27 protein-coding genes are annotated in these 24,278 nt (G+C 73.2%); 12 read left to right on the forward strand and 15 right to left on the reverse strand.

Annotation, left to right across the window (positions count from 1 at the left end; all coding sequences use genetic code 11):
- The first annotated feature begins 87 nt into the window (after positions 1 to 87).
- The gene (locus tag VFG42_RS05545; RefSeq protein ID WP_324906105.1) at positions 88 to 252 is read left to right on the forward strand and encodes a hypothetical protein; all 165 of its coding nucleotides are present in this window, start codon (positions 88 to 90) and stop codon (positions 250 to 252) included.
- On the opposite strand, the gene VFG42_RS05550 is transcribed toward VFG42_RS05545, so the two are convergent.
- Complete coding sequence (locus tag VFG42_RS05550) at positions 249 to 1,307, reverse strand: S1C family serine protease (RefSeq protein ID WP_324906107.1); 1,059 nt, start codon at positions 1,305 to 1,307, stop codon at positions 249 to 251. The genes VFG42_RS05545 and VFG42_RS05550 overlap by 4 nt on opposite strands.
- A 134-nt stretch (positions 1,308 to 1,441) precedes the next feature.
- Between VFG42_RS05550 and VFG42_RS05555 the strand changes: the two genes are divergently transcribed.
- The gene (locus VFG42_RS05555) at positions 1,442 to 2,407 is read left to right on the forward strand and encodes a S1C family serine protease (protein ID WP_324906109.1); all 966 of its coding nucleotides are present in this window, start codon (positions 1,442 to 1,444) and stop codon (positions 2,405 to 2,407) included.
- On the opposite strand, the gene VFG42_RS05560 is transcribed toward VFG42_RS05555, so the two are convergent.
- The 5 genes from VFG42_RS05560 to VFG42_RS05580 all read right to left on the reverse strand — a co-directional run bounded on the left by VFG42_RS05560 (position 2,404) and on the right by VFG42_RS05580 (position 6,392).
- Positions 2,404 to 3,909, reverse strand: coding sequence for a CoA-acylating methylmalonate-semialdehyde dehydrogenase (locus VFG42_RS05560; protein ID WP_324906112.1), 1,506 nt, complete (start codon positions 3,907 to 3,909; stop codon positions 2,404 to 2,406). The genes VFG42_RS05555 and VFG42_RS05560 overlap by 4 nt on opposite strands.
- A gap of 22 nt (positions 3,910 to 3,931) precedes the next feature.
- Positions 3,932 to 4,462 carry an RES family NAD+ phosphorylase gene (locus VFG42_RS05565; protein WP_324906114.1) on the reverse strand — a complete coding sequence of 177 codons (531 nt, stop codon included), beginning with the start codon at positions 4,460 to 4,462 and terminating at the stop codon, positions 3,932 to 3,934.
- Positions 4,459 to 5,310, reverse strand: coding sequence for a hypothetical protein (locus VFG42_RS05570; RefSeq protein WP_324906116.1), 852 nt, complete (start codon positions 5,308 to 5,310; stop codon positions 4,459 to 4,461). The genes VFG42_RS05565 and VFG42_RS05570 overlap by 4 nt, the downstream gene beginning before the upstream one ends.
- Before the next feature lie 9 nt (positions 5,311 to 5,319).
- Entirely contained in the window at positions 5,320 to 5,643 is a 324-nt protein-coding gene (locus tag VFG42_RS05575) for a hypothetical protein (protein WP_324906118.1), read from the reverse strand.
- Positions 5,644 to 5,837: 194 nt separating this feature from the next.
- The gene (locus VFG42_RS05580) at positions 5,838 to 6,392 is read right to left on the reverse strand and encodes a hypothetical protein (protein WP_324906120.1); all 555 of its coding nucleotides are present in this window, start codon (positions 6,390 to 6,392) and stop codon (positions 5,838 to 5,840) included.
- A gap of 103 nt (positions 6,393 to 6,495) precedes the next feature.
- Here VFG42_RS05580 and VFG42_RS05585 point away from each other — a divergent pair, with 103 nt between their 5' ends.
- Positions 6,496 to 7,500, forward strand: coding sequence for an asparaginase (locus VFG42_RS05585; protein WP_324906122.1), 1,005 nt, complete (start codon positions 6,496 to 6,498; stop codon positions 7,498 to 7,500).
- A gap of 104 nt (positions 7,501 to 7,604) precedes the next feature.
- Complete coding sequence (locus VFG42_RS05590) at positions 7,605 to 8,600, forward strand: NADPH:quinone oxidoreductase family protein (protein ID WP_324906124.1); 996 nt, start codon at positions 7,605 to 7,607, stop codon at positions 8,598 to 8,600.
- 2 nt (positions 8,601 to 8,602) lie between these two features.
- On the opposite strand, the gene VFG42_RS05595 is transcribed toward VFG42_RS05590, so the two are convergent.
- Both VFG42_RS05595 and VFG42_RS05600 read right to left on the reverse strand, forming a co-directional pair.
- Positions 8,603 to 10,153 carry a DHA2 family efflux MFS transporter permease subunit gene (locus tag VFG42_RS05595; RefSeq protein ID WP_324906126.1) on the reverse strand — a complete coding sequence of 517 codons (1,551 nt, stop codon included), beginning with the start codon at positions 10,151 to 10,153 and terminating at the stop codon, positions 8,603 to 8,605.
- Positions 10,150 to 10,602: a MarR family winged helix-turn-helix transcriptional regulator gene (locus VFG42_RS05600; RefSeq protein WP_324906128.1), complete on the reverse strand. Its 453-nt coding sequence runs from the start codon at positions 10,600 to 10,602 to the stop codon at positions 10,150 to 10,152. Before VFG42_RS05600 ends, VFG42_RS05595 begins: the two co-directional genes overlap by 4 nt.
- A 182-nt stretch (positions 10,603 to 10,784) precedes the next feature.
- Here VFG42_RS05600 and VFG42_RS05605 point away from each other — a divergent pair, with 182 nt between their 5' ends.
- Genes VFG42_RS05605 through VFG42_RS05620 form a run of 4 tightly spaced genes read left to right on the forward strand, consistent with a single transcriptional unit; the run spans position 10,785 to position 13,608 of the window.
- Entirely contained in the window at positions 10,785 to 11,609 is an 825-nt protein-coding gene (locus VFG42_RS05605; RefSeq protein ID WP_324906494.1) for a M48 family metalloprotease, read from the forward strand.
- A gap of 22 nt (positions 11,610 to 11,631) precedes the next feature.
- Positions 11,632 to 12,306, forward strand: a complete 675-nt coding sequence (locus VFG42_RS05610) for an enoyl-CoA hydratase-related protein (protein WP_324906130.1) — start codon at positions 11,632 to 11,634, stop codon at positions 12,304 to 12,306.
- Complete coding sequence (locus tag VFG42_RS05615) at positions 12,299 to 13,036, forward strand: class I SAM-dependent methyltransferase (protein ID WP_324906132.1); 738 nt, start codon at positions 12,299 to 12,301, stop codon at positions 13,034 to 13,036. The genes VFG42_RS05610 and VFG42_RS05615 overlap by 8 nt, the downstream gene beginning before the upstream one ends.
- The gene (locus tag VFG42_RS05620) at positions 13,015 to 13,608 is read left to right on the forward strand and encodes a nucleotidyltransferase family protein (protein WP_324906134.1); all 594 of its coding nucleotides are present in this window, start codon (positions 13,015 to 13,017) and stop codon (positions 13,606 to 13,608) included. The genes VFG42_RS05615 and VFG42_RS05620 overlap by 22 nt, the downstream gene beginning before the upstream one ends.
- Here the strand turns inward: VFG42_RS05620 and VFG42_RS05625 are convergent.
- The 4 genes from VFG42_RS05625 to VFG42_RS05640 all read right to left on the reverse strand — a co-directional run bounded on the left by VFG42_RS05625 (position 13,573) and on the right by VFG42_RS05640 (position 16,778).
- Complete coding sequence (locus VFG42_RS05625; RefSeq protein ID WP_324906136.1) at positions 13,573 to 14,649, reverse strand: XdhC/CoxI family protein; 1,077 nt, start codon at positions 14,647 to 14,649, stop codon at positions 13,573 to 13,575. The genes VFG42_RS05620 and VFG42_RS05625 overlap by 36 nt on opposite strands.
- Positions 14,650 to 14,811: 162 nt before the next feature.
- Positions 14,812 to 16,062 (reverse strand): allantoate amidohydrolase, encoded by a 1,251-nt coding sequence (locus tag VFG42_RS05630; protein ID WP_324906138.1) that lies wholly within the window; start codon positions 16,060 to 16,062, stop codon positions 14,812 to 14,814.
- Complete coding sequence (locus VFG42_RS05635) at positions 16,038 to 16,205, reverse strand: hypothetical protein (RefSeq protein ID WP_324906140.1); 168 nt, start codon at positions 16,203 to 16,205, stop codon at positions 16,038 to 16,040. The genes VFG42_RS05630 and VFG42_RS05635 overlap by 25 nt, the downstream gene beginning before the upstream one ends.
- A gap of 9 nt (positions 16,206 to 16,214) precedes the next feature.
- Positions 16,215 to 16,778 (reverse strand): helix-turn-helix domain-containing protein, encoded by a 564-nt coding sequence (locus tag VFG42_RS05640; RefSeq protein ID WP_324906142.1) that lies wholly within the window; start codon positions 16,776 to 16,778, stop codon positions 16,215 to 16,217.
- Positions 16,779 to 16,801: 23 nt separating this feature from the next.
- Here VFG42_RS05640 and VFG42_RS05645 point away from each other — a divergent pair, with 23 nt between their 5' ends.
- Entirely contained in the window at positions 16,802 to 17,266 is a 465-nt protein-coding gene (locus VFG42_RS05645) for an SRPBCC family protein (RefSeq protein ID WP_324906144.1), read from the forward strand.
- 117 nt (positions 17,267 to 17,383) lie between these two features.
- Positions 17,384 to 17,644, forward strand: a complete 261-nt coding sequence (locus VFG42_RS05650) for a DUF2630 family protein (protein WP_324906146.1) — start codon at positions 17,384 to 17,386, stop codon at positions 17,642 to 17,644.
- Positions 17,645 to 17,734: 90 nt separating this feature from the next.
- On the opposite strand, the gene VFG42_RS05655 is transcribed toward VFG42_RS05650, so the two are convergent.
- Complete coding sequence (locus tag VFG42_RS05655) at positions 17,735 to 19,777, reverse strand: S53 family peptidase (protein ID WP_324906148.1); 2,043 nt, start codon at positions 19,775 to 19,777, stop codon at positions 17,735 to 17,737.
- Positions 19,778 to 19,930: 153 nt separating this feature from the next.
- On the opposite strand from VFG42_RS05655, the gene VFG42_RS05660 reads away from it, so the two are divergent.
- Entirely contained in the window at positions 19,931 to 21,598 is a 1,668-nt protein-coding gene (locus VFG42_RS05660; RefSeq protein ID WP_324906150.1) for a sodium:solute symporter family protein, read from the forward strand.
- A 12-nt stretch (positions 21,599 to 21,610) separates the two neighbouring features.
- Complete coding sequence (locus tag VFG42_RS05665; RefSeq protein WP_324906152.1) at positions 21,611 to 21,940, forward strand: hypothetical protein; 330 nt, start codon at positions 21,611 to 21,613, stop codon at positions 21,938 to 21,940.
- Here the strand turns inward: VFG42_RS05665 and VFG42_RS05670 are convergent.
- Positions 21,937 to 22,956, reverse strand: coding sequence for a galactokinase (locus tag VFG42_RS05670; RefSeq protein WP_324906154.1), 1,020 nt, complete (start codon positions 22,954 to 22,956; stop codon positions 21,937 to 21,939). The two genes, VFG42_RS05665 and VFG42_RS05670, sit on opposite strands and share 4 nt — an antisense overlap.
- Positions 22,953 to 24,263 carry a UTP--glucose-1-phosphate uridylyltransferase gene (locus VFG42_RS05675; RefSeq protein ID WP_324906156.1) on the reverse strand — a complete coding sequence of 437 codons (1,311 nt, stop codon included), beginning with the start codon at positions 24,261 to 24,263 and terminating at the stop codon, positions 22,953 to 22,955. The genes VFG42_RS05670 and VFG42_RS05675 overlap by 4 nt, the downstream gene beginning before the upstream one ends.
- Positions 24,264 to 24,278: the final 15 nt, after the last annotated feature.

The following is a 24,278-nucleotide window of genomic DNA, read 5'->3' on the forward strand; positions in this document are numbered from 1 at the left end:
AACGAGTCGGCGGTCCGCGCGTTCCTCGCGCCGCGGCTGCTGGACCCGGCCGACGCGAGGCTCGCGCTGGAGCGCGACCTGCGCGACGTGCTGGCCGAGCGCGCGACGTTGGAGGAGATCCAGCGCCGGATCGACGAGGGCGGCGGGCACTCGCCGTTCGCGCCCGCCGTCGACCTCGGCTTGCGGTTCTCACCGGTGATGGAGCAATGGCTTCGCGATCAGCTCGAAGCCCTGCCCGACGCCGACGCCTAGTTCTTGGTCGCGCCCAGCTTGACCGTCAGCGTGTGCGACGACCCGTCGCGCGTGTAGGTGACCTTCAGCTGATCGCCCGGCTGGCGGGAGGAGATGAGCGAAGCGAGCGCGTCGCTGCCGCTCACCGCCTGCCCGTCGATCGCGGTGATCGTGTCGCCGGCCTTCAAGCCCGCCTTCGCGGCCGCGCCGCCCGCGCTGACGGCGGCCACCTGCACGCCACCGTTGTTGCCGTCCTCGATCTGCACCCCGAGCTGCGGGTGCTCGACGGTCTGCCCGGCGATCAACGCCGCCGCCACCGTCCGCACGGTGTTCGACGGGATCGCGAAGCCCACGCCGGTGTTGCCGTTGGAGTCGCTCTCGATCTGCGCGTTGACGCCGATCACCTGGCCGTCGGAGTTGAGCAGCGGCCCGCCGGAGTTGCCGTGGTTGATCGCCGCGTCGGTCTGGATCGCGCCGCCGATCGTCGCGCCCGAGGGCGACGTGATCGTGCGGTCCAGCGCGGAGACGATGCCGTTGGTCAGCGTCTCCGACAGGCCGTATGGGCTGCCGATGGCCAGCACGGCGTCGCCGACCGAGACGTCGTTGGAGTCCGCCAGCGTCAGCGGGTGCAGCTTGGACGCGCTCACGCCCGACACGTGCACGACGGCCAGGTCGGTCGTGGTGTCGGACCCGACGACCGACGCCTTGGCCTTGCTCCCGTCGCCGAACGTCACGGTGATCTTCGAGGCGCCGTCGATCACGTGCGCGTTGGTGACGATGTCGCCCTTGGTGTTCACGACGAAGCCGGAGCCCTCGGCCTCGGACTGCCCGCTGTTCACCACCAGCTCGACGACCCCGGGCGAGACCGACTTGTAGATCTCGCCCACCGTCGGGGACGCTGACGCGGCGGTGGACGCGGCGACCGCCGCCTGCCCGCCGTCGGTCGAGGGCGCCGTGGTCGTCACGGTGGTGGTGCTCGACCCGGCGTCCTTGCTGGCCGCCACGACGGCTCCGCCCGCGCCGCCCGCCAGGGCGGCGACGCTGAGGAAGATTGCTGCTGCGGGCTTGGCGTTCATGTCGAAGACCTTGCTCTTCGACCCTGCGGTGACGCTCAGCGATTCCTGGGAGCGTCCTGGGAGGATCTCTACCCTTATCTGACGTTTCTGAAAGCTTGAAATTCACCCAAGCGAGGGAGCGCAGACTGTCGGACATGACCCTTCCCTCCAAGCTGGCCGCCGTTGGAGCGTGTGCCCTCATCGCGGGCGCCGGCGGTGCCGGCGTGGCCGCCGTCACGACGAACGGCCACGGCTCCTCCGACACGAAGACGATCACCGAGCAGTCGGCCGCGGGGACGGCCCAGCCGGTGTCGGCTCCGGCCACCGACAACACCGCGAAGAACGTCTACGACGACGCCAAGGACGCGGTCACCTACATCAGCGCCCAGACCGCGCAAGGCACCGCGACCGGCTCGGGCTTCGTCGTCTCCAGCGACGGCAAGATCATCACCAACGAGCACGTCATCGACGGCGCCACGTCGGTGAGCGTCAAGCTCGGCACGGGCGGCAAGTCCATGAACGCGCAGGTGCTCGCCGCCAACGCGTCCAAGGACCTCGCCCTGCTGAAGGTCGACGCGAGCAACCTGAAGTACTTGCACTTCGGCGACTCGTCGTCCCTGCAGGTGGGGGACAACGTGTACGCGATCGGCAACCCCTACGGGTTGGACCACACGCTGACCAGCGGCATCGTCTCCGCCCTGGATCGAGACATCCAGGCCCCGGACGGCGCGACCATCAGCGGCGCGATCCAGACCGACGCGGCGCTGAACCCCGGCAACTCCGGCGGCCCGCTGCTGGACACCGACGGCAACGTGGTCGGCGTCAACTCGCAGATCGCCACCAGCGGCTCGACCGACGGCGGCGAGCCCGGCAACGTCGGCATCGGCTTCGCGATCCCGGCCAAGACCGTGCAGGCGTTCGTCGACCACCCGACCTCGACGTCGTCCCAGCAGGACGAGCAGGCCCAGCTGGCCCAGCAGCAGCAGGAGCAGCAGTACTCGCCGTGGGGCGACCAGCAGAGCGACCCGTACGGGTACGGCCAGCAGGTCGATCCCTACGGCCAGCAGCAGCAGGTCGATCCGTCGCAGGTCAACCCCTACGCGCTGGTCCCCCAGGACTAGCGCTCGACGAAGTAGGAGCCGTGACCTTGGCCGTCGGAGAGCCAACGGCTGGTCACGGTCTTCTTCTTGGTGAAGAACTCCACCGCGTCGGGGCCATGCGCGTGGAGGTCGCCGAGGAACGAGTCCTTCCACCCTGAGAACGGGAAGAAGGCGACGGGCGCCGCGACCCCGATGTTGACGCCGACCATCCCGGCCTCGACCTCGTGCCGGTAGCGGCGCACCGCCGCCCCGGACTCGGTGAAGATCGACGTGCCGTTGCCGAAGCGGGAGCCGTTGACGATCGCGGTCGCCTCGTCCAGCGAGCCCGCCCGGACGATCGTGAGCACCGGTCCGAAGACCTCCTCGCGCGCGATGGCCATCTCCGGCGTGACGCCGTCGAGGATCGTCGGGCCCACGAACGCGCCGCCCTCGGCCAGGTCGCCGGCCGGAGCGCGGCCGTCGACCACCACGGTCGCGCCGTCGCGCTCGCCGCGATCGATCCACTCCAGGATCCGGTCGCGCGCCGCGCACGAGACGACGGGGCCGACCTCGGTCGTGTCGGTCAGGCCGTCGCCGACGTGCAGCGCGCGCGTCGCCTCGACCAAGGGCTTCATCAACCGCTCGTGAGCCTCGCCGACGGTGACGACGACCGAGCCCGCCATGCAGCGCTGGCCCGCCGCGCCGAACGCGGAGCCGACGATCCCGTCGACGGTCCTGCCGATCACGGCGTCGGGCATGACCACCATGTGGTTCTTGGCGCCGCCGAGCGCCTGCACGCGCTTGCCCGTCCTCGCGGCGCCCTCGTAGACGAGCTTGGCCACGGGCGCCGAGCCGACGAACGACACCGCGTCGATGCCCGGGTGCTCCAGGATCCCCTCGACGATCTCGCGGCCGCCGTTGACGAGGTTGACGACGCCGGGCGGCAGACCGATCGCGTCGAGGACCTCGAAGGCGATCTGCTGCGTGAGCGGCACCTGCTCGGAGGGCTTCAACACGAAGGTGTTGCCGCAGCCGATCGCGAAGGGCAGGAACCAGAACGGGACCATGGCGGGGAAGTTGAACGGCGCGATCGCCGCGCAGACGCCGACCGGCTGGCGGATCGTCTCGGCGTCGATGCCGCGTGAGACGTCCTCCAGGACCCGACCCTGCATCGTGGTCGGGATCGCGCACGCGGCCTCGACCATCTCGATCATCCGCGCGACCTCGGCGCGGGCGTCGCCGATCGTCTTGCCCATCTCGGTCGTGACGCTGCGGGCCAGGTCCTCGTGGCGGGCGGACAGCCCCTCGCGCAGCGCGAACAGCCGCCGCGCGCGCTCGGGCACGCTGACCGCGCGCCACTCCGGCAGCGCCGCCCGCGCGGCGGCGACGGCGGCGTCGAGGTCCGCCCGGCCGCTCAGCGGGACCCGGGCCAGCACCTCGCCGGTGGCCGGGTTGGCGACGTCGAGCGCCTCGGTCGCCGCGGCGGCCGGCGTCCAGGCGCCGCCGACGTAGTTGTCCAACAGACGGGTCGCGATCGTGGACATGCCGCCGACGGTACCACCGGCCTCAGGCCGCGCCGGACCAGTACCAGTCGTCGAACGACCGCCGTCGCCGCTCGCCGACCGCCCCGAAGCACGCCAGCTCCTCGTCCTCGGCGGCGGCGCCCGGCGCGGCGCTGCGGCAGGCGACCCCGGGCAGGCCCGCGTCGTGGGCGGCCACGCCGATCGGCCGGCAGGCGGCGTGCGGGATCACGGCGCCGTCGGCGTCGCGTGGGTAGGAGGCGGGCAGGCCGCTCGCGGCGCAGCCGGCGTCGGTGACGACGTCGACGTGGTCGGCATGCGGGACGTCGACCTCGACCAGGATGTAGGCCTCGTCGGGGTCGAGGTCCTCGGGCCCGTAGGGATGCCCGGCCAGCAGCCGGTCGACGTTGCGTCGCGCGGTGCCGACGTCGCGGTTGAGGTACAGGACGCCGAACGATCCGGGCGGGTTCCAGCGTCCGCCGCGAGCGGCCGCGTAGGTCCCGTCCAGCGGGTCGTCCCAGCTCGGGTCGGCGACGCGGTGGTAGGTGCCGCCGCGCCCGATCGTCGGCAGCGTCACGCGGTGGTCGACGGGTCGAACGAGGCGCGCACGAGGCGCAGCAGCTCGTCCTGGCGGTCGGCGGCGATCATCTCCAACATGGTGAGGCCGCCGTAGGCGTCGGCGGCGCGACGGGCGACGCCGGGGAGGCGGTCGGGCTTGAGCTTGCGGGCCAGCAGGTCGGCCAGCGACGCGACCGTGGTGAGCTTCGCGAGCCGGTTGGCCGGGACCTTGCCCGCGCGCCACTGCGTGACCGCCTGGCGGCTGACGCCGAACAGCCGCGCCAACTCGGTGTCGTTGAGGGCGAACGCCTCCGCGATCGTCTCCAGCGGGCCGGCGGGGGCCGACAGCTCGCGCCGCACGCCGTCGACGAACGACTGCACGTGGGCGGCGTCGACGTCCCAGTGGGGGACCCCGCCGCGCTCGGGCACCAGCGGGCGCGCGCCGGGGAGGACCGCCCGGAGGCTCGCGACCGAGTGCAGGAGCAGGCCCTGGTCGAGGCCGTGGGCGGCGACCCAGGGCGAGAACGCGACGCCCGTGGCGCTCTCCTGCAGCGCCGCGCGCGAGGCGGGCGAGGCGGCTCCCTCGACGTCGGCCGGCCAGGTCGAGCCGTCGCCGGCGTCCGCGACGAGGTCGGGGTGCGCGACGCCGGCGGCCGTCACCAGGTCGGAGATCAGCGCCTGGTAGCGGGCGACGTAGTCGCGCAACGCGACGCGGTCGCCGTGCAGCGCGCGCGACGCGGAGGCCGCCAGGCGCCGCACGTCGGCGTCGGGCGCCATCCGCCGCACCGCGGCGAGGATCTCGTCGATCGTCGCGTCGCCGAGCGCGGTCTCGGCGGCGGCTCCGCGTTCGAGCAGGGCTGGGGACATGCCGAGACGCTACCGCAACCAAAACGCAATCGCAAGGAAAACGCAAGCTAGCCCGCGTACGTCGTCCTGACCGCGAACTTCCCGCTCCCCGACCGCCGGACCACCTGGACCGTCACCTTCTCGGGCTTGGTCACGCAGGCGGTCGCGAACGCCCGAGAGCTGGAAGCCGATCGCGCCGTCCACGGTCAAGGTGAAGGTGAACGAGCGGCGCGTGGCGGCCTTGGGCATCGTGCCGGCGAACGTGAGCCACGCGTAGGTCTCGGCCCACGCCTCGCCCGGGTCGTAGGCGTAGTGGTCGCCCTCGTCGCCGGGCACGAGCTTGTCGTTCAGCACGCGCGAGCAGACGTTCTCCCGCGAGGCCCAGTACTTGGGTCCGTAGTCGTGACGTGCTCGACCACGCGGTCGTGGACGACCGGCGGGGCGGGCGGGGCGACGTCGGTGAGGGTGCGAGCGCGAGCATCACCTCCATCGACGCGCGCCCGGCCCGCATGTAGCCGAAGAGCGTCCGAAGTTCTGGCGAAGAGGGCCTACCGGCGCTGGAGCACGATCTCCGTCCGCCACGTCGCGCCCGGCTCGGACCCCGCGAAGCGGAGCGTGACGCGGCGGGCGCGGAGCTTGGCGGGCGCGACGTCGATCGTCTCGGTCCGCGCCCACTCGGGCTCGTCGACGCCGCGCGAGCACTCCGAGCCGAGGTAGGCGTTCTTCAGCGTCGCGTGGACGGCGACGAAGCCGACCTGCGCCCGGCCGGGACGGCGCGGGTCGGGGGAGGCCGAGAGGTCGAACGGCGCGGGGGCGACGAGCGGATGCGCGGCGTCGCCGGTCTTGGCGGCGAACGCGCAGTGGCCGGGCGCCGGCGTCGTGACGTCGACGTCGTAGGTGCCCTTGACGTCGACGTGCCCGGTGCCGCTGTAGAGGCCGCCGGCCATCCAACTCATCCTGAACCTGGATCTGCGGCCCAGCGACCACCGGCTGGTGGACACGCCGTGGTAGCCGTCGGCGTCGGAGCGCTCGATGCGCGAGACGTGGGTGGCCTTGACGACCTGGTAGTCGACGGGGCCGGGCGGGGGCGGGGCGAGGAGCATGCCGACGATGGTCGGGGCAGGCCGTCGCGCGCGCATCGGGGACGCCCCGCGACCGGCCCCGGGTGCGGCTGCCCGCACCGTTCGGCGATACCCTCGTTTTCACATGCTGACCGCGACCGACCGCAGCACCGCGCCCGTCCGGCGCGTCCGGATCCTCACCGCCGGCGGCACCATCGCCATGATCGGCGAGGGCGACGGCGCGCGTCCGGAGCTGGACGCCGACGCGCTCGTCGCGTCGGTCCCGGGCCTGCAGGCGTTCCCGGACCTCGAGGCGATCACGGTCCTCAACAAGCCTTCCGCGCACCTGACGCTCGACGACCAGCTGCGGATCTGCCGCGCGGCGCGCGACGCGGCCCGGCGCGGCATCGGCGTCGTCGTCACGCACGGCACCGACGTCCTCGAGGAGACGGCGCTGCTGTGCGACGTCCTGCACGACGCGGACGCGCCGATCGTCTTCACCGGCGCGATCCGGCCGGCCAGCGCCGCGGGCGCCGACGGTCCGGCGAACCTCGTCGACGCGGTGAGCGTCGCGGCGAGCGCGCCCGCCGCCGGGATGGGCGTATTGGTGGTCTTCGGCGGCGAGATCCACCACGCCCGCTGCGCGCGCAAGACCGACACCACGTCCCTGGTCGCGTTCTCCTCGCCGCAGACCGGCCCGCTGGGCCGCGTCACCGAGGGCCACCCGACGATCTGGTCGCGGCTGCCGCGCAACCCGCCGCTCGACCCGCCGTCGCTGGACAAGCGCGTGCACATCATCCCGTCGAGCGCCGGCGACGACGGCACGCTCGCCCGCGCCGCGCTGGCCACCGAGCCCGACGGCATCGTCCTCGGCACGCTCGGCGCCGGCCACCTCGCGCCCGAGGTCCTGGAGATCTGGGCGCAGGCCGCGACCGACATCCCGATCGTCGCCTACTGCCGCCCCGAGCGCGGCGTCGTGCTGAACGCGACCTACGGCTACGCCGGGTCCGAGCGCGACCTGCGCGGGACGAAGATCATCCCCGCCGGCTTCCTCTCGCCGCAGGCGATCCGCATGAAGCTGCTGGCCTGCCTGTCCGCGGGCCTCGACGTCGACGAGACGCGCTGGGCCTTCTCGCAGGACGACGGCTAGCCCTGACCTTTCGTGCGTGTCGCCTCGTGGTGAGCAGTTCACCACGAGACGACACGGACCTCGGGCGCCGCATCTGAATCCGGATTCAGGTTAGGGTCCGGGCCATGCGCGCGCTGCAGATCACCGAGCTGACCGGTCCCGACACCGCCCTGAAGCTGGTCGAGGACGCCCCCGAGCCGACGGGGGCGCTGCTGACGCCGGGCTCGGGCGTGATCGTCGACGTCCACGCCGCGGGCGTCTCGTTCCCCGAGGTGCTGCAGACGCGCGGCGAGTACCAGGTCAAGCCCGAGCTGCCGTTCATCCCGGGCAGCGAGGTCGGCGGCGTCGTGCGCAGCGCGCCGGAGGGCAGCGGCTTCGCCCCGGGCGACCGCGTCGCCGCGTTCTGCATGCTCGGCGGCTTCGCCGAGGTCGCCGCCGCGCCGGACTTCCTGACCTTCAAGCTGCCCGACGCGCTGGACTTCGCGCAGGGCGCCTCGTTGGTCCTCAACTACCACACCGCCTACTTCTCGCTGGTCATCCGCGGCCGCCTGGTCGCCGACGAGTGGGTGCTGATCCACGGCGCGGCGGGCGGCGTCGGCACCGCGGCGATCCAGGTCGCCAAGGGCCTCGGCGCGAAGACGATCGCGGTCGTCTCGACCGACGAGAAGGAGCGGGTCGCGCGCGACGCGGGCGCCGACGCGGTCGTCCGCTCCGACGGCGCCTGGAAGGACGAGGCCAAGGAGATCTCCGGCGGCGGCGTCCACCTCGTCCTCGACCCGGTCGGCGGCGATCGCTTCACCGACTCCCTGCGCTCGCTGCGCGAGGAGGGCCGCCTCGTCGTCGTCGGCTTCACCGGCGGATCGATCCCCGAGGTGAAGGTCAACCGGTTGTTGCTCAACAACACCGAGGTGATCGGCGCCGGCTGGGGCGCCTACATCCTGCCCAAGCCCGACGTCAACCGCCGGATCGGCGCGGCGATCGACGACCTGATCGGCTCCGGCCACGTCCGCCCGATCGTCGGCGCGCGCTTCCCGCTGACCGCGGCCGCCGAGGCGCTGAAGCTCATCGACGGCCGCGGTGCGCTGGGCAAGGTCGTCCTCGACGTGCGCGAGGACGCGTAGACCTACACCTCGACCAGGACCGGCTCGTCGGCCTGCGGGGCCGGGGTGCCGGGCAGCGGCCGCGGCTTGTGGCGCGGCAGCAGCGACGCCGGGATGAAGGCCAGCAGCAGCACGGCCGCGCCGAACCAGAACGTGTGGCCGAAGGCGTCGGCGATCTTCGGCGTGATCTGCTCGCGCGCCGCCGGCGGGATCGACCGCGCCGCGCCCAGGCCCTGCTCGCCGGCGCCCGGCAGGCGCGAGGCGAGCTGGTGGGTCAGCACGACCGACAGGAACGCCGTGCCGATCGAGCCGCCGACGCGCTGGATGATGTTCAGCGCGGTCGTCGCGCGGGCGATCTGCTGGCGCTGCAGCGTCTGGTAGGCGGCGCTCATCGCGGGCATCATGGCCGCGCCCATGCCCAACCCCATCAGGAACTGGCAGCCGCCGAGGAAGACGAACGACGTGTCGGCCCCGACCTGGGTGAAGCCGAGCATGCCCAACAACAACAGCGTCAGGCCGCCGAGCACGATCTTGCCCGGGCCGATCTCGTCGGTCAGCTTGCCGGCGATGGGCATCATGATCGCCGCGCCCACGCCCTGGGGCGCCAGCAGCAGGCCGGCGTCCAGCGCCGACTTCTCGCGGACGATCTGGTAGTAGAGCGGCAGCAGGAACATCGCGCCGAACATGGCCAGCGCGAAGCTGAACGTCGTCAGCGACGACGCGCTCATCGTCCGGTTCTTGAACAGCTTGACGTCGATCAGCGGCCACGCGTGGCGCGCGGCGTGCGAGATGAACGAGCCGATCAGGATCGCGCCGACGAGCATCGGCAGCCACGCCTTCGTCGCGCCCAGGCCGCCGGACGACGAGGTCTCGGCCAACCCGTACACGAACGCGGCCAGGCCGGGGGAGAGCATCACCAGGCCGAGCCAGTCCAGCCGCTCGTGCGCGGCGGGCTTGTCGCGCGGCAGCAGGCGGGAGGCGGCGACCAGCGCGATCGCGCCGACCGGGATGTTCACGTAGAAGATCCAGCGCCACGAGACGTCGTCGACCAGCCAGCCGCCGAGGATCGGACCGATGATCGGGCCCATCAGCATCGGGACGCCGACGACGCCCATCACGCGGCCCATCCGCTGCGGGCCCGCGGCCTGCGAGAGGATCGTCATGCCCGCGGGCATGATCATCCCGCCGCCGAGGCCCTGCAGGATGCGGAAGCCGATCAGCGACTCGGCGTTCCACGCGGCGCCCGAGAGGGCCGAGCCGGTGAGGAACAGGCCGATCGAGAGCATGTACAAGCGCTTGGTGCCGAAGCGGTCGGCGGCCCAGCCGGTGAGCGGGATCACGGTGGCCAAGGCCAACATGTAGCCCGTCGAGACCCACTGGATCGTGGCCAGCGACGTGTTGAAGTCCTTCGACAGCGTGTTGATCGCCACGTTGACGATCGTCGTGTCGAGGATCGACATGAACGTGCCGAGGATGACGACGGCCGAGACGCTGATCAGGGCCTTGTCGAACACCTTGGCCGGCGCGCCGCCGGAGCCGGCGCCGCCGGCGGCGGGAGCGGGGGAGGAGGTCATGAGGAGCACCCGGGGGTGGTCGAGGGATCGGGGAGGAGAGGGGCCAGCGCGGAGCTGAGCGCGGCGCGCTGATCGTCGTCGAGGTCGTCGACGAGGCGGGCGAGACCTGCGATGCGGGCCTCGGTGATGCGGGCGACGGCGCCCAGGCCGGCGTCGGTCAGCGCGAGGCGCTTGACGCGGCGGTCGGCGTCGTCGTCGCGGCGGGACACCAGCCCGGTGCGGGTCATGGCGTCCACGGCGCGGCCGGTGGCCGCGGGGGAGAGGCCCACGAACTGCGCCAGCTCGGACGGCGTCAGCTCGTGGTCGGAGTTGTCGAGGATGTGCAGGATCTTCAGCTGCGTCATCGAGAGCTCCAGCTCGCCGACGATCTGGAAGACCTCGGTCTGGGCGGTGCGCATCGCGCTCATGAGGAAGCTCGTGATCTGGGCCGCGAGCTCCGCCGATGACACGGAGTTCTCTTGCATCCGCGCAAATACTAACGGGGACGCAAACTTCGCGTCGGCGCTCGTCTTTGCGCGGACGCGAAGACTCTCAGGTTGGCGCGCACGCGCCCGAGGGGTACCTTCGTGTCGTGGGGCGTCGTACTCGTCGTCGCGAGCTGTTCCCCGCGGACCCTGGTCTCGTGGCCCGCATGGTGGTGGTGAGCGTCCTGACGCCGGTGGTCGTGATCGCCGCCTTCGCCGCCTGCGTCGCGCTGCTCCCCGTGAAGCTCCTGGCGGGCCTCGGCGTCATCACCGTGATCGGCGTCGCGCGGGCCTGGCCCCGTGGCGAGGGCGACGAGGCCGCGAGCCTCGCGCGCGGTCGGCGGGAGCTCGAGCTGCAGGCGATCGTCGCCCGGCTCTGCGTGGTGGGCGACCTCGAGCCGCCGGAGATCGCGGTCGAGGAGGAGCGCCAGGCCAACTCCTGGGTCATCGACGCACCGGGCAAGCGGCCCCGGCTGCACGTCACGCGCGGCCTGCTGGACCTGCTGGAGCCCGAGGAGCTGGAGGCCGTCGTCGCGCACGAGCTGTCGCACGTCGCGCACCGGGACGCGGCCGTGATGACCGTGGTCGGGCTCCCGGTCTGGGCGCTCCTGCACAGCAACGTGCGCGGCAACTGGGGCTGGTGGCCGCTGGCGGTCGGAGCGATCCTCGGCCGGGGCATCGCGTTCGTCGCCGGCTTCGGCAGCACCGCGCTGTCGCGCTACCGCGAGCTGACCGCCGACGCGGGCGCCGCGCAGCTCACCGGTCATCCGGCCGCGCTGGCCTCGGCGCTGCGGAGGATCACCGGCGAGCTGGCGCGGCTGCCGCACGAGGACCTGCGCGCGGTCGCCGGCCGCGACGCGCTGCACGTCGTCGGCGTCGAGGAGCCCAGCGGCCTGCTGAAGCTCCACGGGCACTCGCACCCGAGCATCGAGCAGCGCGTCGCCGCGCTGGAGCGGCTCGAGCACCGCATGGCGCACGGCCGCCTCGCGTAGCGCTGCCATAGGCTGCCGCGCCATGCCCACCCTGGATCGCGACGGCGACGTCTTCCTCTTGAACCTCGGCGACGACGAGAACCGCTTCAACCCCGAGTGGGTCGGCGCGGTCGGCGCGTTGCTCGACGAGGTCGCGGCCGCGCCGTCGCCGCGCGCGCTGGTGACGACGGCCACGGGCAAGATCTGGTCCAACGGCCTGGACCTGGACTGGATGGGCCAGAACGCGTCGGAGATCCCCGCGTTCGTCCCGACCGTGCACGCGCTGTTCGGCAAGATGTTGGCGTTGCCGGTGCCGACGGTCGCGGCGATCCAAGGACATTGCTTCGCCGCGGGCGCGATGCTGGCGGTCGCTCACGACTTCCGGGTGATGCGCGCCGACCGCGGGTTCTTCTGCCTGCCCGAGGTGGACATCAACATCCCGTTCACGCCGCCGATGGCCGCGCTGATCCAGGCGCGGCTGAGCAAGGCCGCCGCGCACGAGGCGATGACGACCGGCCGCCGCTACGGCGGGGCCGACGCGGCCGCCGCCGGGATCGTCGACGACGCGGTCGGCGAGGACGCGGTCCTGCCGCGCGCGATCGAGCGGGCGGCCGCGCTGGCCGGCAAGAACGGCGCGACGCTCGGCGCGATCAAGAAGGGGATGTACGCCGAGGCCCTGGCGCTCCTGCGCGACCCGACGCCGATCGCCTTTGGCTGACCCGCTCCAGCTCCTGCGCACCACGCTCGGCGAGCAGCTCGCCGGGCTGCGCGGGGTGGGCGTGGAGGAGCTGCCGCCGGCGCTGCTGGACGTGGCGGTGGAGCGCTTCGCGGTGGGCGGCGAGCGGGCGGCGTCGCGGGACGTGTCCTTGGTGCTGCCGCGCGACTGGGAGCAGCTGCGCCACGAGGAGGGCGGCGCGGGCCGGCCGATCCCGTACTGGGCGCGGCCGTGGCCGAGCGGGCTGGAGCTGGCGGGCGCGCTGGCCGACGACCCGACGATGGTGTCGGCGGGCGCGCGCGTGCTGGAGCTGGGCTGCGGGCTGGGCGCGCCGAGCGTCGTGGCGGCGCGGGCGGGCGCCGAGGTGCTCGCGACCGACGGCGCGCCGGACGCGGTGGCGTTCGCCGCGCACAACCTCGCGCTGAACGGGGTGACCGCCGAGGTCGCGCACGTGGACTGGGCGGCGCACGGCGAGGCGCTCGTCGCGCGCGGGCCGTTCGACGTGCTGTTGGCGGCGGACGTGCTGTACCTGCAGGCCAACGTCGAGATCGCGCTGCGGCTGTGGCCGCGGTTGTTGAAGGACGACGGCGTCCTGCTCCTGGCCGACCCGCGGCGGGCGGGCACGCGCGACTTCCTCGCCGCCGCGCGCGGGACGTTCGACCTGGTGTCCGAGCGACGCGGCGACGACGTCGCGCTGCACACGCTGAGGCCATGCCGCCCGCCGGCCCGGTGATCGGCGTGCTGCTCGCGGCGGGCGCGGGCGCGCGGTTCGGCGACGCCGGCGGGCCGAAGGCGCTGGCGGAGGTCGCCGGGCGCCAGCTGTACGAGTGGCCGCTGGCGGCGCTGCGCGAGGGCGGGGTGGACGACGTCGTCGTCGTGGTCGGCGCGGAGCCGTTCGAGCCCGACGGCGCCGCGGTCGTGCGCTGCGACGACTGGGCCGAGGGCATCGCCGCGTCGCTGCGCTGCGGCGTCGCGTGGGCGGCACGCGAGCGGGGCGCGGACGCGGTCGTCATCGCGCTGGCCGACCAGCCGCTGCTCGACGGCCGCGCGGTCGCCCGCGTGCTCGCCGCCCGTGCGCCCGGCACGGTCGCCGCCGTCCGCGCGACCTACGACGGCGTCCCCAACCACCCGACCGTGATCGAGTCCTCGCTGTTCGCCGCGGTCGCGCAGCTGCGCGGCGACCAGGGCGCCCGCCCGCTGCTGGGCGACGCGCGGCTCGTGCTCTGCGACGGCCTCGGCGCGCCGGACGACGTCGACACGCCGGCGGACCTAGCGCGGGTGGATCGGCTCCGACGTCCGGCGTAGCGGCGTGCCCGGGCGGCCGGTGCGGGTCGCGACGATCTCGGCCAGGACCGAGACGGCGGTCTCGTCGGGCGTGCGGGCGCCGATGTCCAGACCGCAGGGCGAGTGCAGGCGGGTGAGCTGGGCGGCGGTGGCCCCGGCGGCGCGGAGGCGGTCGCGGCGGCCGGCGTCGGTCCTGCGGGAGCCCAGCGCGCCGACGAAGCCGGCGTCGGAGGCCAGGCCGGCCAGCAGCGCGGGCTCGTCGTGCTTGGGGTCGTGCGAGAACACCAACAACGCGTCGGACGGCCCCAGGCCGGTGGCGGTCACCCAGGGCCCGGGCGCCGCGACCGTCACGTCGGCGGCGCGGGCGAAGCGGTCGGAGCGGGCGAAGGCCGAGCGGGGGTCGCAGATCGCGACGTCCCAGCCGATCGCGCGGGCCAGCGGCGCCAGCGCGGCGGAGAAGTCGGTCGCGCCGACGATCGCCAGGCGCGGCCGCGGCGCGCGGACCGCGAAGAACACGCGGACGTCGGCGCCGAGCGTCGAGCCGTCGGCGCCGTAGCGCCGCACGCCGGTGCGGGCCGCGCCGCGCAGGTCGCGGACGATGTTGGGGTGCAACGGCGCGCCGGTCAGCGTGCCGTCGACCAGGGCGAGCTGCGCGCCCGCCCGCGGGCCGTCGACCACGGTCGCCAGCGCGCCGGTCGTCGCCTCCAGGAACGCGAGCGCCGGCGCCGGGTCGGCGATCGCGTGGATCAACACCTCCACGATGCCGCCGCAGGTCAGGCCGACGCCGCCGGCCAACTCGTCGGAGATCCCGAAGCGGCGCAGGCGGGGACGCCGGTCGCCGTCGGCCGCGCCCAGCAGCGCCATCGCCTCCTGGGCGACCGCGCTCTCTACGCAGCCGCCGCTGACCGAGCCCTCGATCGCGCCGCCCGAGTCCACCAACATCGTCGCACCCGGCTCCAGCGGCGAGGAGCCCTCGACCGCGACGAGCAGGCCCTGCGCGACCGCGCGCCCGTCGCTCAGCCAGCCGCGGGCGACCTCGTCGTGGACCGCCGCCACGCTCACGCCCGCGTCACCACCCGCCCGATCGGCTCGCCGACCAGGGGCCGCGCGGCGTCTGCCCCGCGAGGGGCGAGAGCCGGCGGCGATCGAGGAGGTCGTCGGGGCGCACCATCCGATCCTGCCCGCGATCGAGCAAAGCCATGTCGGCCTCCGCGCTCGACGCGGTCATACGTCCTGCTCGAGCTCCGCCGCCAGCTCGGTCACGAAGGCGTGCAGCACGTCGACCGCCGCCTGCGCGTCGTCGGGCGCGACCGATTCGTCCGGGTGGTGCGAGAGCCCGTGCTCGCAGCGCACGAAGAGCATCGCGATCGGGCAGAGCGCGGCGATCGCCACGCCGTCGTGCCCGGCGCCGGACGGCAGCGAGGGCGCGCCGGGCGCCGCGCGCGCCAGGCGCCCGGTCAGCGCGGGGTCCATCGCGACCGCCGGGTTGTCCAGCCGCGTGTCCCACGCGATCTCCAGGGACCGCGCGCTCGCGATCTCGGCCGCGCGCGTGCGCAGGCGCTCGACCGCCGCGCAGCGGACCGCGTCGTCCTCGTGGCGCACGTCGAGGAACGCGGTCGCGGCGCCCGGGACGACGTTCGGCGCGCCGGGCTCGACGGCGAGCTGCCCGACGGTCGCCAGCAGCCCGTCGGTCCCGCGCGCCAGCGCCTCGGCGGCCAGGACCAGCTCGGCGACCGCCGGCGCGCAGTCGCGCCGCAGCGCCATCGGGACCGTGCCCGCGTGCCCGGCCTGGCCGGCGAAGCGGACCTCGGCGCGCGTCGCGCCCGCGATCCCGGAGACGACGCCGACGGCCGCGCCGCGCCGCTCCAGCACCGGCCCCTGCTCCATGTGGACCTCGACGTAGCCCAGCAGCCGCTCGCCGCGCCGCGACGCGCCGCCGTCGACCGCGCCCGCCGGGTCGCCGCCGAACCTCGCCAGCGCCTCGCGGACGGTGACGCCCGCGTCGTCGGTCACGTCCAACAGCCGCGCGTCGAACGTCCCGGCGACCGCGCGCGATCCGAGGTAGGCGGTCCCGAACCGCAGGCCCTCCTCGTCGGCGAAGCCGAGCACGTCGATCGCGAACGGCAGCACGACGCCCTCCTCGCGCAGCCGCCGCACCAGGTCGATCGCGGTCACCACGCCCAGCGGCCCGTCGAAGGCCCCCGCGTCGCGCACCGTGTCGAGGTGCGACCCCAGCAACAACGTCCCGGCCAGCACCGACGTCCCGGGCCGCCGCCCGACGAGGTTGCCGCCGACGTCCAGCCGCGCGGTCATCCCCGCCTCGCGCATCCACGAGCCGACGAGCGTGTTGGCGCGCGCCATCGCCGGCGTCGCGTAGCGCCGCGTCAGCCGTCCGTCCTCCTCCGAGACGCGCGCGAGCTCGCGGCAGCGGGCGACAATCCGCTCGCCGCTCACGACCCGCGGTCGGTCGAGCACGACCACGGCGCCGCCGGCCGCGGCACGTGGTCCTTCCGCGCGGTGACGAGCCGGCCGTCGCGCCGGAGCTCGGTCTCGACGCCCGCGGCCGGGCGCCCGCTCGCCACGTCGAGCACGTGGGTCGTCAGCACGTCGTCATTCAACCACCGCGGCTACCGCGCGGCGAGGTTGATGGCGATCCAGCGCTCCATCGCGGCGTCGACCGCGTCGCGGTCCTCCGTGGCCAGGAGGTCGAGCAGGAGCCCCCGGGTGACCGCGACGCCCAGGCGCGCGTGCGCGGTGGCGGTGGGCTCGTCCATCCCGTAGGCCATGTTGATGGCGATGACCGGAGGCAGCCACGAGTCGACGATGCCGTCCAGCAGCTCCTCGGTCCCCGGGCGTCGTTGCAGCGCCTGGCCGTACAACTCATAGAACAACCGCTCGTTGGGCCAGAACGACGGATCGGAGATGTGGCGCCACCAGGCGCGCATCGCGCCGGCCGGGTCGGCGATCGGGTCGGGGAGGAGGTCGGGCAGGTTCTCGCGCTGCCGGGCCTCGACGGTCCGGATGACCTCGACCCACAGGCCCTCGCGGGAGCCGAAGTGGTGGATGAGCATGCGGTGGCTGCTGCCGATCGCCGTGCCCAGCTCGCGCAGCGAGAGGTCGCTGATGCCCCGGTCGGAGATGTGGGCGATGGCGCGCTCCAGGAGCTGCTCGCGGGCGTTGCGCTTCGGCATGACCGTAGTGTACCGTCCGGTACATGACCCCTCGACCTGTCTCCGTCTCGATCGACGTCCCGCATCCCCGGGCGGACGTCTTCGACCACCTCGACGTGATGGCCAACCACGAGCCGTTCACGAACCACATGCTCACCGACTGGGAGTACTCCGGCCCGGCGCGCGGCATCGGCTCGAAGGCGCGCGTGAAGTCCTCGTTCGGCGCGCTGTCCGACCACGCCGACATCGAGGTCGTCGCCGCGTCCGCGCCCGCGTCGATCGTCGAGCGCAACGTGTCCGCCGAGGGCCGCCGGGTGGCGACCGGCACCTACCTCCTGGACGACCTGCCCGACGGCGGCACGCGCGTGACGTTCACCTACGCGTGGGAGCAGGCGCCGCTGTCCGACCGCGTGCTGTCGCCGCTGGTCCGGACCGTGCTGCGGCGCGGCAACACCACCGCCATGCGGCGCCTGCGCGAGCGGCTGGCCGGTGATCGCGCGCCGGCGTGATCGGGCCCCACGCCGGAAACGGCGACGTGTAGGTCTTGCTGGGCACGAGGCCTTCCACCACAAGCTCTGACAAGGACACCCTGGCGAGACGGGTTCCGAGGTCGTACGGTGGTCGTCATGGACGACGATCAGATCCGCGCGCGCATCGAGGAGCTGGAGGGCGAGGAGCGCAAGCTGCGCGACGAGGAGGGCGCGGCCGCCGAGACCAACCATCCGGAGGTCATCGAACGCGACGCCGATCGGCTGTCGGCGATCAAGGTCGAGCTGGACCAGCTGTGGGACCTGCTGCGCCGCCGTGAGGCCGCACGCCGCGCCGGCAACGACCCGGACGAGCAGCAGCTCCGCGGCGGGGGCACGGTCGAGGGCTACCTCGGCTAGCCGGCCGATCCCGCCCGCTCGCGGCGCGGGAACGACCGCGCAGCTTCCCGGCGCTCATGGCCGACCGGGAAGCTGCACGGCGCGCTCACCTCATCCGAGGTTCTTGATGTACTCGATCCCGTTCGGGGTGCCGACGCCGGTGATCGTGTCCCAGCCCGGCGCGGTGTGGATCGACTGGGCCTCGTCGTCGAGCGTGCGCAGCGACGTCGTGGTCCCGGCCGAGTCGTCGACCTTGTTGTTGTAGTCGACGCGCACGACGGCCTTCGGCGAGGCGGGCGGCACGATGTCGTGCACCGCGCTCGTGCCGTTCAGCGCGTAGATCTTCGGGTTGACGAACCCGTGCGCGCGGCCCCACGCCTGGTCGGCGATGGCCTCCAGGCCCGCGTACAGCGGGGAGGCCAGCGACGTCCCGCCGATCCGGTACTCGGCGTACTTCGCCGAGCCGTCGGGGAACGTCTGGGTCTCGCCGACGAGCATGCCGGTCTGCGGGTCGCCGTCCATCGCGATGTCGGGCGTCGCCCGCTTGCCGTGGGCGACCGCGTCCGGCACGACGCCCTGCTGGTACCACGGCTGGTCGAACAGCACCGACACGCCGCCGCCCGCGCCGTAGGCCCAGTCGCCCGGAGGCGTCGGATCCCAGCTCGTGCCGTCGGCCGAGAGCTTGCTCGTCCCGGTGGCCCATCCCGTCTCGAACAGGTAGTCGTCGTCCTGGCCGACGCCCAGCGACGTGCCGCCGACGGCGGTCACCAGCGGGTCGGTCGACGGGAAGTCCGCGGCGGGCGTGCCGTCGGCGGTCTGGGTGCTGTCGTCCCCCTCGTCGCCCGAGCTGAAGAACATGCCGATGCCCTCCAGGTCGGCCTGGATGAACGTCTGCTGGTAGGCCTTCAGGTAGTCGGCGGGCTCGTCCTCGCCGAGCGACCCCCAGGAGTTGGTCACGATCGTCGCCAGCTTGTTGTCCACGACGGTGTTCAGCGCGCCCTCGAGGTCCCCGTCGTCGCAGGACCGGCCGGCGACGTAGACGACCTTCGCGCCCGGGGCCATCGCGTGCACGGCCTCGACGTCGAGCGTCTCCTCGCCGTACCAGCCCTGCTCGCCGCAGAGGTCGCCGTTCTTCTTGTCGTTGTAGCCGTAGAGGTACTTCTTCGGCGTCACCTGCGAGAACTGGCCCTGGGCGAACGGCGCCTGGCCGTGGGCCTGGGCGTAGGCGTTGGCGTCCTGGAGGATCGTCGGCGCGGCGTACGCGTCGGTGATCGCGACCGTGATGCCGCTGCCGTCCAGGCCCTTGGCGATGGCCTGGTCGTTGCCGTAGGCGCCCTGGAACTGCGCGGGCGTGTAGCCGCACGGCGCGTAGGGCTGCTTGGACCCGTAGGCGTCGGGGAGGTCGGAGGCGATCTTCGCGCCGAAGTACTCCGAGCACGGCGGCGCGTTGACGAACGCGGGCGGCGGCGGGGCGCCCTGGCCGGCCTTCGCGCCGTTGTTGGTGTGCTTGGTGGCCGGAGCGGCGGGCGCGTTGGGCTTGGTGCCCTGGTAGAAGGCGTCGTCGCCGCGCGGCGGGACGCTCGCGGGCCGCGTCAGCGCGCCGGACTGGTCGACGCCGGACACGGCGAGGACCTTGCCCTGCAGCGCGGACGGGATCGTCAGCGGCGCGGTCGGGGCGTTGAGGACCTTGCCGCGGTAGGCGTACCGGTGGACGTCGACGCCGAAGGCCTGCTCGACCTGGGCCAACGAGCCGGAGGCCGCGATGCTGGTGTGGTTGGCGGGGACGTCGCCGACCGAGAGGCCGGCGCCCTTCAGGAACCGCTCGACCTGCGCGACGTCGGCGTCCGACGGCGCGAACCGGGAGCGGAAGTCCTGCGGCGAGAGGTACTGGCCGTAGGCCGCGCTCTGGGGATCCGAGACGTCGTGGACCATCGCCAGCGCCGTGTCGGCGTCGCGCAGCGGGAGGTAGACCTTGATGTCGACCGGGCTGCCGTTGTCGGCCGCGCCCTGGTCGCGGCCGGGCTGCGCCCAGCTCGGGGCGCTGCCATCGATGGTGGCGCGACCCGCGGGGGCCGCGTGGGCGGGGACGGCAGCCGCCGAGAGGGTGGCCGCCGTCGTGGAGGCGAGCAGCGCTCGCTGGAGTACTCGGTGCATGGCGGCGGGCCCGATACCCAGCCTCGCTGAAGGCAGAAACCGGTGAGCGTCGCGATTTGGCGCGATCGGACACCACCGCCGCGCCGATGCTCGGTCGATCGTCGGATCGCGTGCGGACGATTGCCGCGGGCCCTGTCCGGGCACTGACGAGCCATGCTCGCCGCGACCGACGTGCGCCTGAACACGAACGCGTTGGACTTCGCGATCCTGGGCGTCTACTTCATCGTCGTCCTCGGCGTCGGGTTCGTCGCCCGTCGCTACATCAAGACGTCGCTGGACTACTTCCTGTCCGGGCGGACGCTGCCGGCGTGGATCACGGGCCTGGCGTTCGTGTCGGCGAACCTGGGCGCGACCGAGATCCTGGGCATGGGCGCCAACGGCGCGCAGTACGGCGTCGCGACGGTCAACTACTACTGGATCGGCGCGGTCCCGGCGATGGTCTTCCTGGGCCTCGTGATGATGCCCTTCTACTACGGCGCGCGCGTGCGGTCGGTGCCCGAGTACCTGCTGATGCGCTTCGACAAGCGCTCGCACCTGTTCAACTCCTGGACGTTCGCGCTGGCGACCGTGCTGATCGCGGGCGTCAACCTGTTCGCGCTGGCGCTGGTGCTCCAGCTCCTGCTCGGCTGGCCGATCATCGTCGGCATCCTCGTCGCCGCCGTGATCGTGTTGGCGTACATCACGCTCGGCGGCCTGTCCTCGGCGATCTACAACGAGGTGCTGCAGTTCTTCGTGATCGTGGCGGCGCTGCTGCCGCTGACGATCGTCGCGCTGCACGACGCCGGCGGCTGGGGCGGGCTGAAAGGCCACCTCAAGCACTCCAAGATCGGCGAGGCCGGGCTGCACGCGTTGCAGGGCACGGGCGTCGGGAGCGTCACCAACCCGATCGGGTCGACGTGGATCGGGATCGTCTTCGGCCTCGGCTTCGTGCTGTCGTTCGGCTACTGGACGACGAACTTCGCGGAGGTTCAGCGAGCGTTGAGCGCCCGGGACCTGAGCGCCGGCCAGCGGACGCCGCTGATCGGCGCCTACCCGAAGCTGCTGATCCCCGCCATCGTCGTCCTCCCGGGCATGATCGCGCTGTGGAAGATCCCGGGCCTGGGCGGCAGCAACTCGGACCTGGCCTACAACAACGCGATCCCGCTGTTGATGAACGAGTACCTGCCCAACGGCATGCTCGGCATCGCGCTGACGGGCCTGATGGCGTCGTTCATGGCGGGCGTGGCGGCGAACGTGTCGGCGTTCAACACGGTCGTGACGACCGACATCGTCGAGCCGTACATCGCGAAGGACCGGGATGACGCGTTCTACATCAGGGTGGGTCGCTATGTGACGGTCGGCGGGATCGTGGTGGCGATCGGGACCGCGCTGATCGCGTCGGGCTACCAGAACCTGATGAACTACCTGCAGGCGCTGTTCTCGATCTTCAACGCGCCGCTGTTCGCGACGTTCATCATCGCGATGTTCTGGAAGCGGGTGTCGTCGACGGCGGGCCTGCTCGGCCTGGTCTCCGGCACGGTCGCGGCGCTGGTGACCTACGTGGGGTACAAGTGGCTCAACTGGTTCAACTTCGGGTCGGACCTGGACGAGTCGTTCTGGGGCGCGGGCGCGGCGTTCGTGGTCGACGCGATCGTGACGGTCGCCGTGACGCTGGTCACGAAGCCCAAGCCGGTGGAGGAGCTGCAGGGGCTGGTGTGGGGGATGGCCAACGAGGAGGACGCGGCGACGGCGTCGCTGCACCGAAGTTGGTGGGAGTCCCCGAAGCTGCTGGGGTTCGGGGCGATCGCCCTGGGCCTGGTCCTGACGATCATCTTCTTCTAGGGGTTGGTGACGATGAGCGATGAGTCGCGAGACAAGCGAGCGAACGAGTCCGAGGACCAGGGCACCGGGACGCGCGAGGCGCAGGCGGCGAACCTCTTCGACCTGCGCCGGATCATCGGCGGGCTGTTCGTGCTCTACGGCGTCGTGCTGACGATCGTGGGGCTCGGGGACAGCCAGGCGGAGGTCGCCAAGGCGGCGGGCGTGCGCATCAACCTCTGGGCCGGGTTGGGGATGCTCGTGCTCGGGCTGCTGTTCATCGCCTGGTCGCTGTGGCGGCCGCTGGGGCGCCAGCTCCAGGAGGAGGAGCGCAAGCGCGAGGAGCTGGGCGGCTCCTCGTCCTAGAGGAGCCGGGCCCCGGGACCGGGGCGGACCTCGTGCGCGTCGTCCGGGAGGGGCGCGCCGGGCGGGAAGAGCGCCAGGACGTGGCCGCCGAAGCCGCCGCCGACCATGCGGGCGCCGAGGGCGCCGGCGTCTTTGAGTCGCTTCACCGTCTGCTCCACGCGGTCGGTCGAGGCCTCGTAGTCGTCGCGCAGCGACCGGTGCGAGTCGTTCAGCAGCCGCCCGACCTGGGGCAGGTCGCCCGCGGCCAGCGCGGCTACCGTGGCGTCCACGCGCGCGTTCTCGGTCAGCACGTGGCGCACCCGCCGGCGCAGCGGCTCGGGCAAGGCGGCCGCCTGCTCCTCCGTCGCCTCGCTGATCGTCGCCACCCCGAGCCGCTCGGCCGCCTCGTCGCACTCCGCCCGGCGCTCGTTGTAGCCGTTGGCCGCGGAGAGCGAGTGGTGGTCGCCGGAGTCGACGGTGACCAAGACATGGTCCTTGAGATCGAGCGGGACGCTCGTCGTCTCCATGGTGGCGAAGTCGATCCGCAGCGCGTGGCCGTCGGTGGCGAGCAGCGAGGCGGTCTGGTCCAGGAGGCCGGTCTGGGCGCCGACCCAGTTGTTCTCGACGCGGGAGCAGAGCCTGGCCAGCTCGTCGCGGGGGATCTCGCGGTCCTCCAGGCCGAGCAGCGCGAGCGCGAGCGCCACCTCGAGCGCGGCCGAGGACGACAGCCCGGAGCCCTGCGCGAGGTCGCCGCGGATCTCGAGGCGCGCCGCGGTGGCGATCTCCAGCTCCGCCACGATCCCGCGCACGAACGGGCGCCAGCCGTCGGCGCCGCGCGGCGGGTCGGCGACCGGGAACGTGTCGGTCTCGCCGTCGAAGTCGTGGGCGACCGCGGTCACCTCGTCGCCCTCCGCCGCCTCCGCGACGACGGTCACCCCCTCGGCGATCGCGAAGGGGAGGGCGAGACCGCCGTTGTAGTCGGTGTGCTCGCCGATGAGGTTGACGCGGCCGGGCCCGAAGGCGGTGATCCTGGTCATGCCTCGACCTTCCGGTCGCCGCGCACGGCGACGTCCGCGCCGAACGTGACGTCGCCGGTGACCGTGAAGCTGCGGGCCTCGCGGAGGGACGGCGGGCCGTGGGGGAAGCGCTGCTCGAGATCCGACAGCGACTTGTAGAACTCGGGGTCGAGCGAGACGACCGGGGGCGGTCCGTCGAAGGTGGGGCGCATGGTGCCGTCGTCGTGGAGCTCGTAGGCGTCGGAGCGGACGACGAGCAGGTCGTCGGTGGTCTTGACCGGCGCGAAGCGCGAGCGCGGGACGAGGACCGCGCGGGCGCCTTCGATCGCGCCGATCGCCGCGCCCATCGCGGTCTCGAGCTGCAGCACCGGGGTGGATCCGGGGTCGCGCGGGTCGACGGTCTTGCGGTTGACGATCAGCGGGAGGCGCGGGCCGGCGGGGTCTTGTCGTAGGAGTTGCCGGAGCGCGCGGAGATCCACCCAGAGGTTGTTGGTGTTGTAGTAGCGCCACCGCTCGACGTCGGTGAACGAGTCGTCGTCCGGCGGCGTCTGGGCGGTCTCGCGCAGGACGATGCGCCCGTCGTCCCGCCGGCGGGCGACGTGCCCGCCCTTGCGGTCGGCCGGCGTGCCGCGGACGACCTCCATGACGAACGGGACGTCGTGCGCCTGCGCCCACGCCGGGATCCGCGCGTCGGGCGTGGCGCCCAGGTTGTCGCTGTTGGAGATGAACGCCCACGCGACGCCGTCGGCCAGCAGCTCGTCGAGCATCCCGGACGCCGCGAGCGAGACGTACACGTCGCCGTGGCCCGGGGGACACCACTCCAGCGTGGGGTCGGCGGGCCACGCGACCGGGGCGTGGTCGTCCTCGCGCAGCTTCGGCTCGCGCGACTGGAGGAACGTGCGCGCGTCGACGCCGGCGGCGCGGGTCGCCTCGTCGGTCGAGAACGAGTTCATGAGGACCAGCGGACGGCCGGCCGCTTGGCGCGCGATGACGTCGAGGAAGGAGTGGCCGGGCTTGACCTCGATCAGCGACTTCGGGCCGCGCAGGCCCATCGAGGTGCCCAGGCCGCCGTTGAGCTTGAGGACGGCGATGGCGGGCGCGCCGGGGTTGGCGTTGGCGTTGGCGCTGGCGTCTGGGTCGGCGTCGGCGTCCGGGAGATCCTCCAGCGCCGGCACATCCTCCACCGGCTCCAGGTCCGTGCCGCGCATGAACCCGGCCTCGGGATCGTCGAGCTGCGCGAACCGCCGCTCGAACGCGGCGACGACGCCCTCATCCGCGCCATCCGCGCGCAGCTTCTGCACGGCCTGTTCCAGAGCTGTGTCCGACACGTCCGGTGAAGGTAC

Origin of the sequence: Baekduia sp. (assembly GCF_035685985.1) — a bacterium.
Classification (GTDB): Bacteria; Actinomycetota; Thermoleophilia; order Solirubrobacterales; family Solirubrobacteraceae; genus Baekduia.

Bases quoted from the DNA above. Each gene is read 5' to 3' on its own strand.
- VFG42_RS05665 (WP_324906152.1), top strand. From the start codon at position 21,611: ATGAGCGATGAGTCGCGAGACAAGCGAGCGAACGAGTCCGAGGACCAG.
- VFG42_RS05605 (WP_324906494.1), top strand. From the start codon at position 10,785: ATGGTGGTGGTGAGCGTCCTGACGCCGGTGGTCGTGATCGCCGCCTTC.
- VFG42_RS05640 (WP_324906142.1), bottom strand. From the start codon at position 16,778: ATGCCGAAGCGCAACGCCCGCGAGCAGCTCCTGGAGCGCGCCATCGCC.
- VFG42_RS05655 (WP_324906148.1), bottom strand. From the start codon at position 19,777: ATGCACCGAGTACTCCAGCGAGCGCTGCTCGCCTCCACGACGGCGGCC.
- VFG42_RS05585 (WP_324906122.1), top strand. From the start codon at position 6,496: ATGCTGACCGCGACCGACCGCAGCACCGCGCCCGTCCGGCGCGTCCGG.
- VFG42_RS05560 (WP_324906112.1), bottom strand. From the start codon at position 3,909: ATGTCCACGATCGCGACCCGTCTGTTGGACAACTACGTCGGCGGCGCC.
- VFG42_RS05590 (WP_324906124.1), top strand. From the start codon at position 7,605: ATGCGCGCGCTGCAGATCACCGAGCTGACCGGTCCCGACACCGCCCTG.
- VFG42_RS05670 (WP_324906154.1), bottom strand. From the start codon at position 22,956: ATGACCAGGATCACCGCCTTCGGGCCCGGCCGCGTCAACCTCATCGGC.
- VFG42_RS05650 (WP_324906146.1), top strand. From the start codon at position 17,384: ATGGACGACGATCAGATCCGCGCGCGCATCGAGGAGCTGGAGGGCGAG.
- VFG42_RS05595 (WP_324906126.1), bottom strand. From the start codon at position 10,153: ATGACCTCCTCCCCCGCTCCCGCCGCCGGCGGCGCCGGCTCCGGCGGC.
- VFG42_RS05620 (WP_324906134.1), top strand. From the start codon at position 13,015: ATGCCGCCCGCCGGCCCGGTGATCGGCGTGCTGCTCGCGGCGGGCGCG.
- VFG42_RS05555 (WP_324906109.1), top strand. From the start codon at position 1,442: ATGACCCTTCCCTCCAAGCTGGCCGCCGTTGGAGCGTGTGCCCTCATC.
- VFG42_RS05660 (WP_324906150.1), top strand. From the start codon at position 19,931: ATGCTCGCCGCGACCGACGTGCGCCTGAACACGAACGCGTTGGACTTC.
- VFG42_RS05550 (WP_324906107.1), bottom strand. From the start codon at position 1,307: ATGAACGCCAAGCCCGCAGCAGCAATCTTCCTCAGCGTCGCCGCCCTG.
- VFG42_RS05580 (WP_324906120.1), bottom strand. From the start codon at position 6,392: ATGCTCCTCGCCCCGCCCCCGCCCGGCCCCGTCGACTACCAGGTCGTC.
- VFG42_RS05610 (WP_324906130.1), top strand. From the start codon at position 11,632: ATGCCCACCCTGGATCGCGACGGCGACGTCTTCCTCTTGAACCTCGGC.
- VFG42_RS05645 (WP_324906144.1), top strand. From the start codon at position 16,802: ATGACCCCTCGACCTGTCTCCGTCTCGATCGACGTCCCGCATCCCCGG.
- VFG42_RS05570 (WP_324906116.1), bottom strand. From the start codon at position 5,310: ATGTCCCCAGCCCTGCTCGAACGCGGAGCCGCCGCCGAGACCGCGCTC.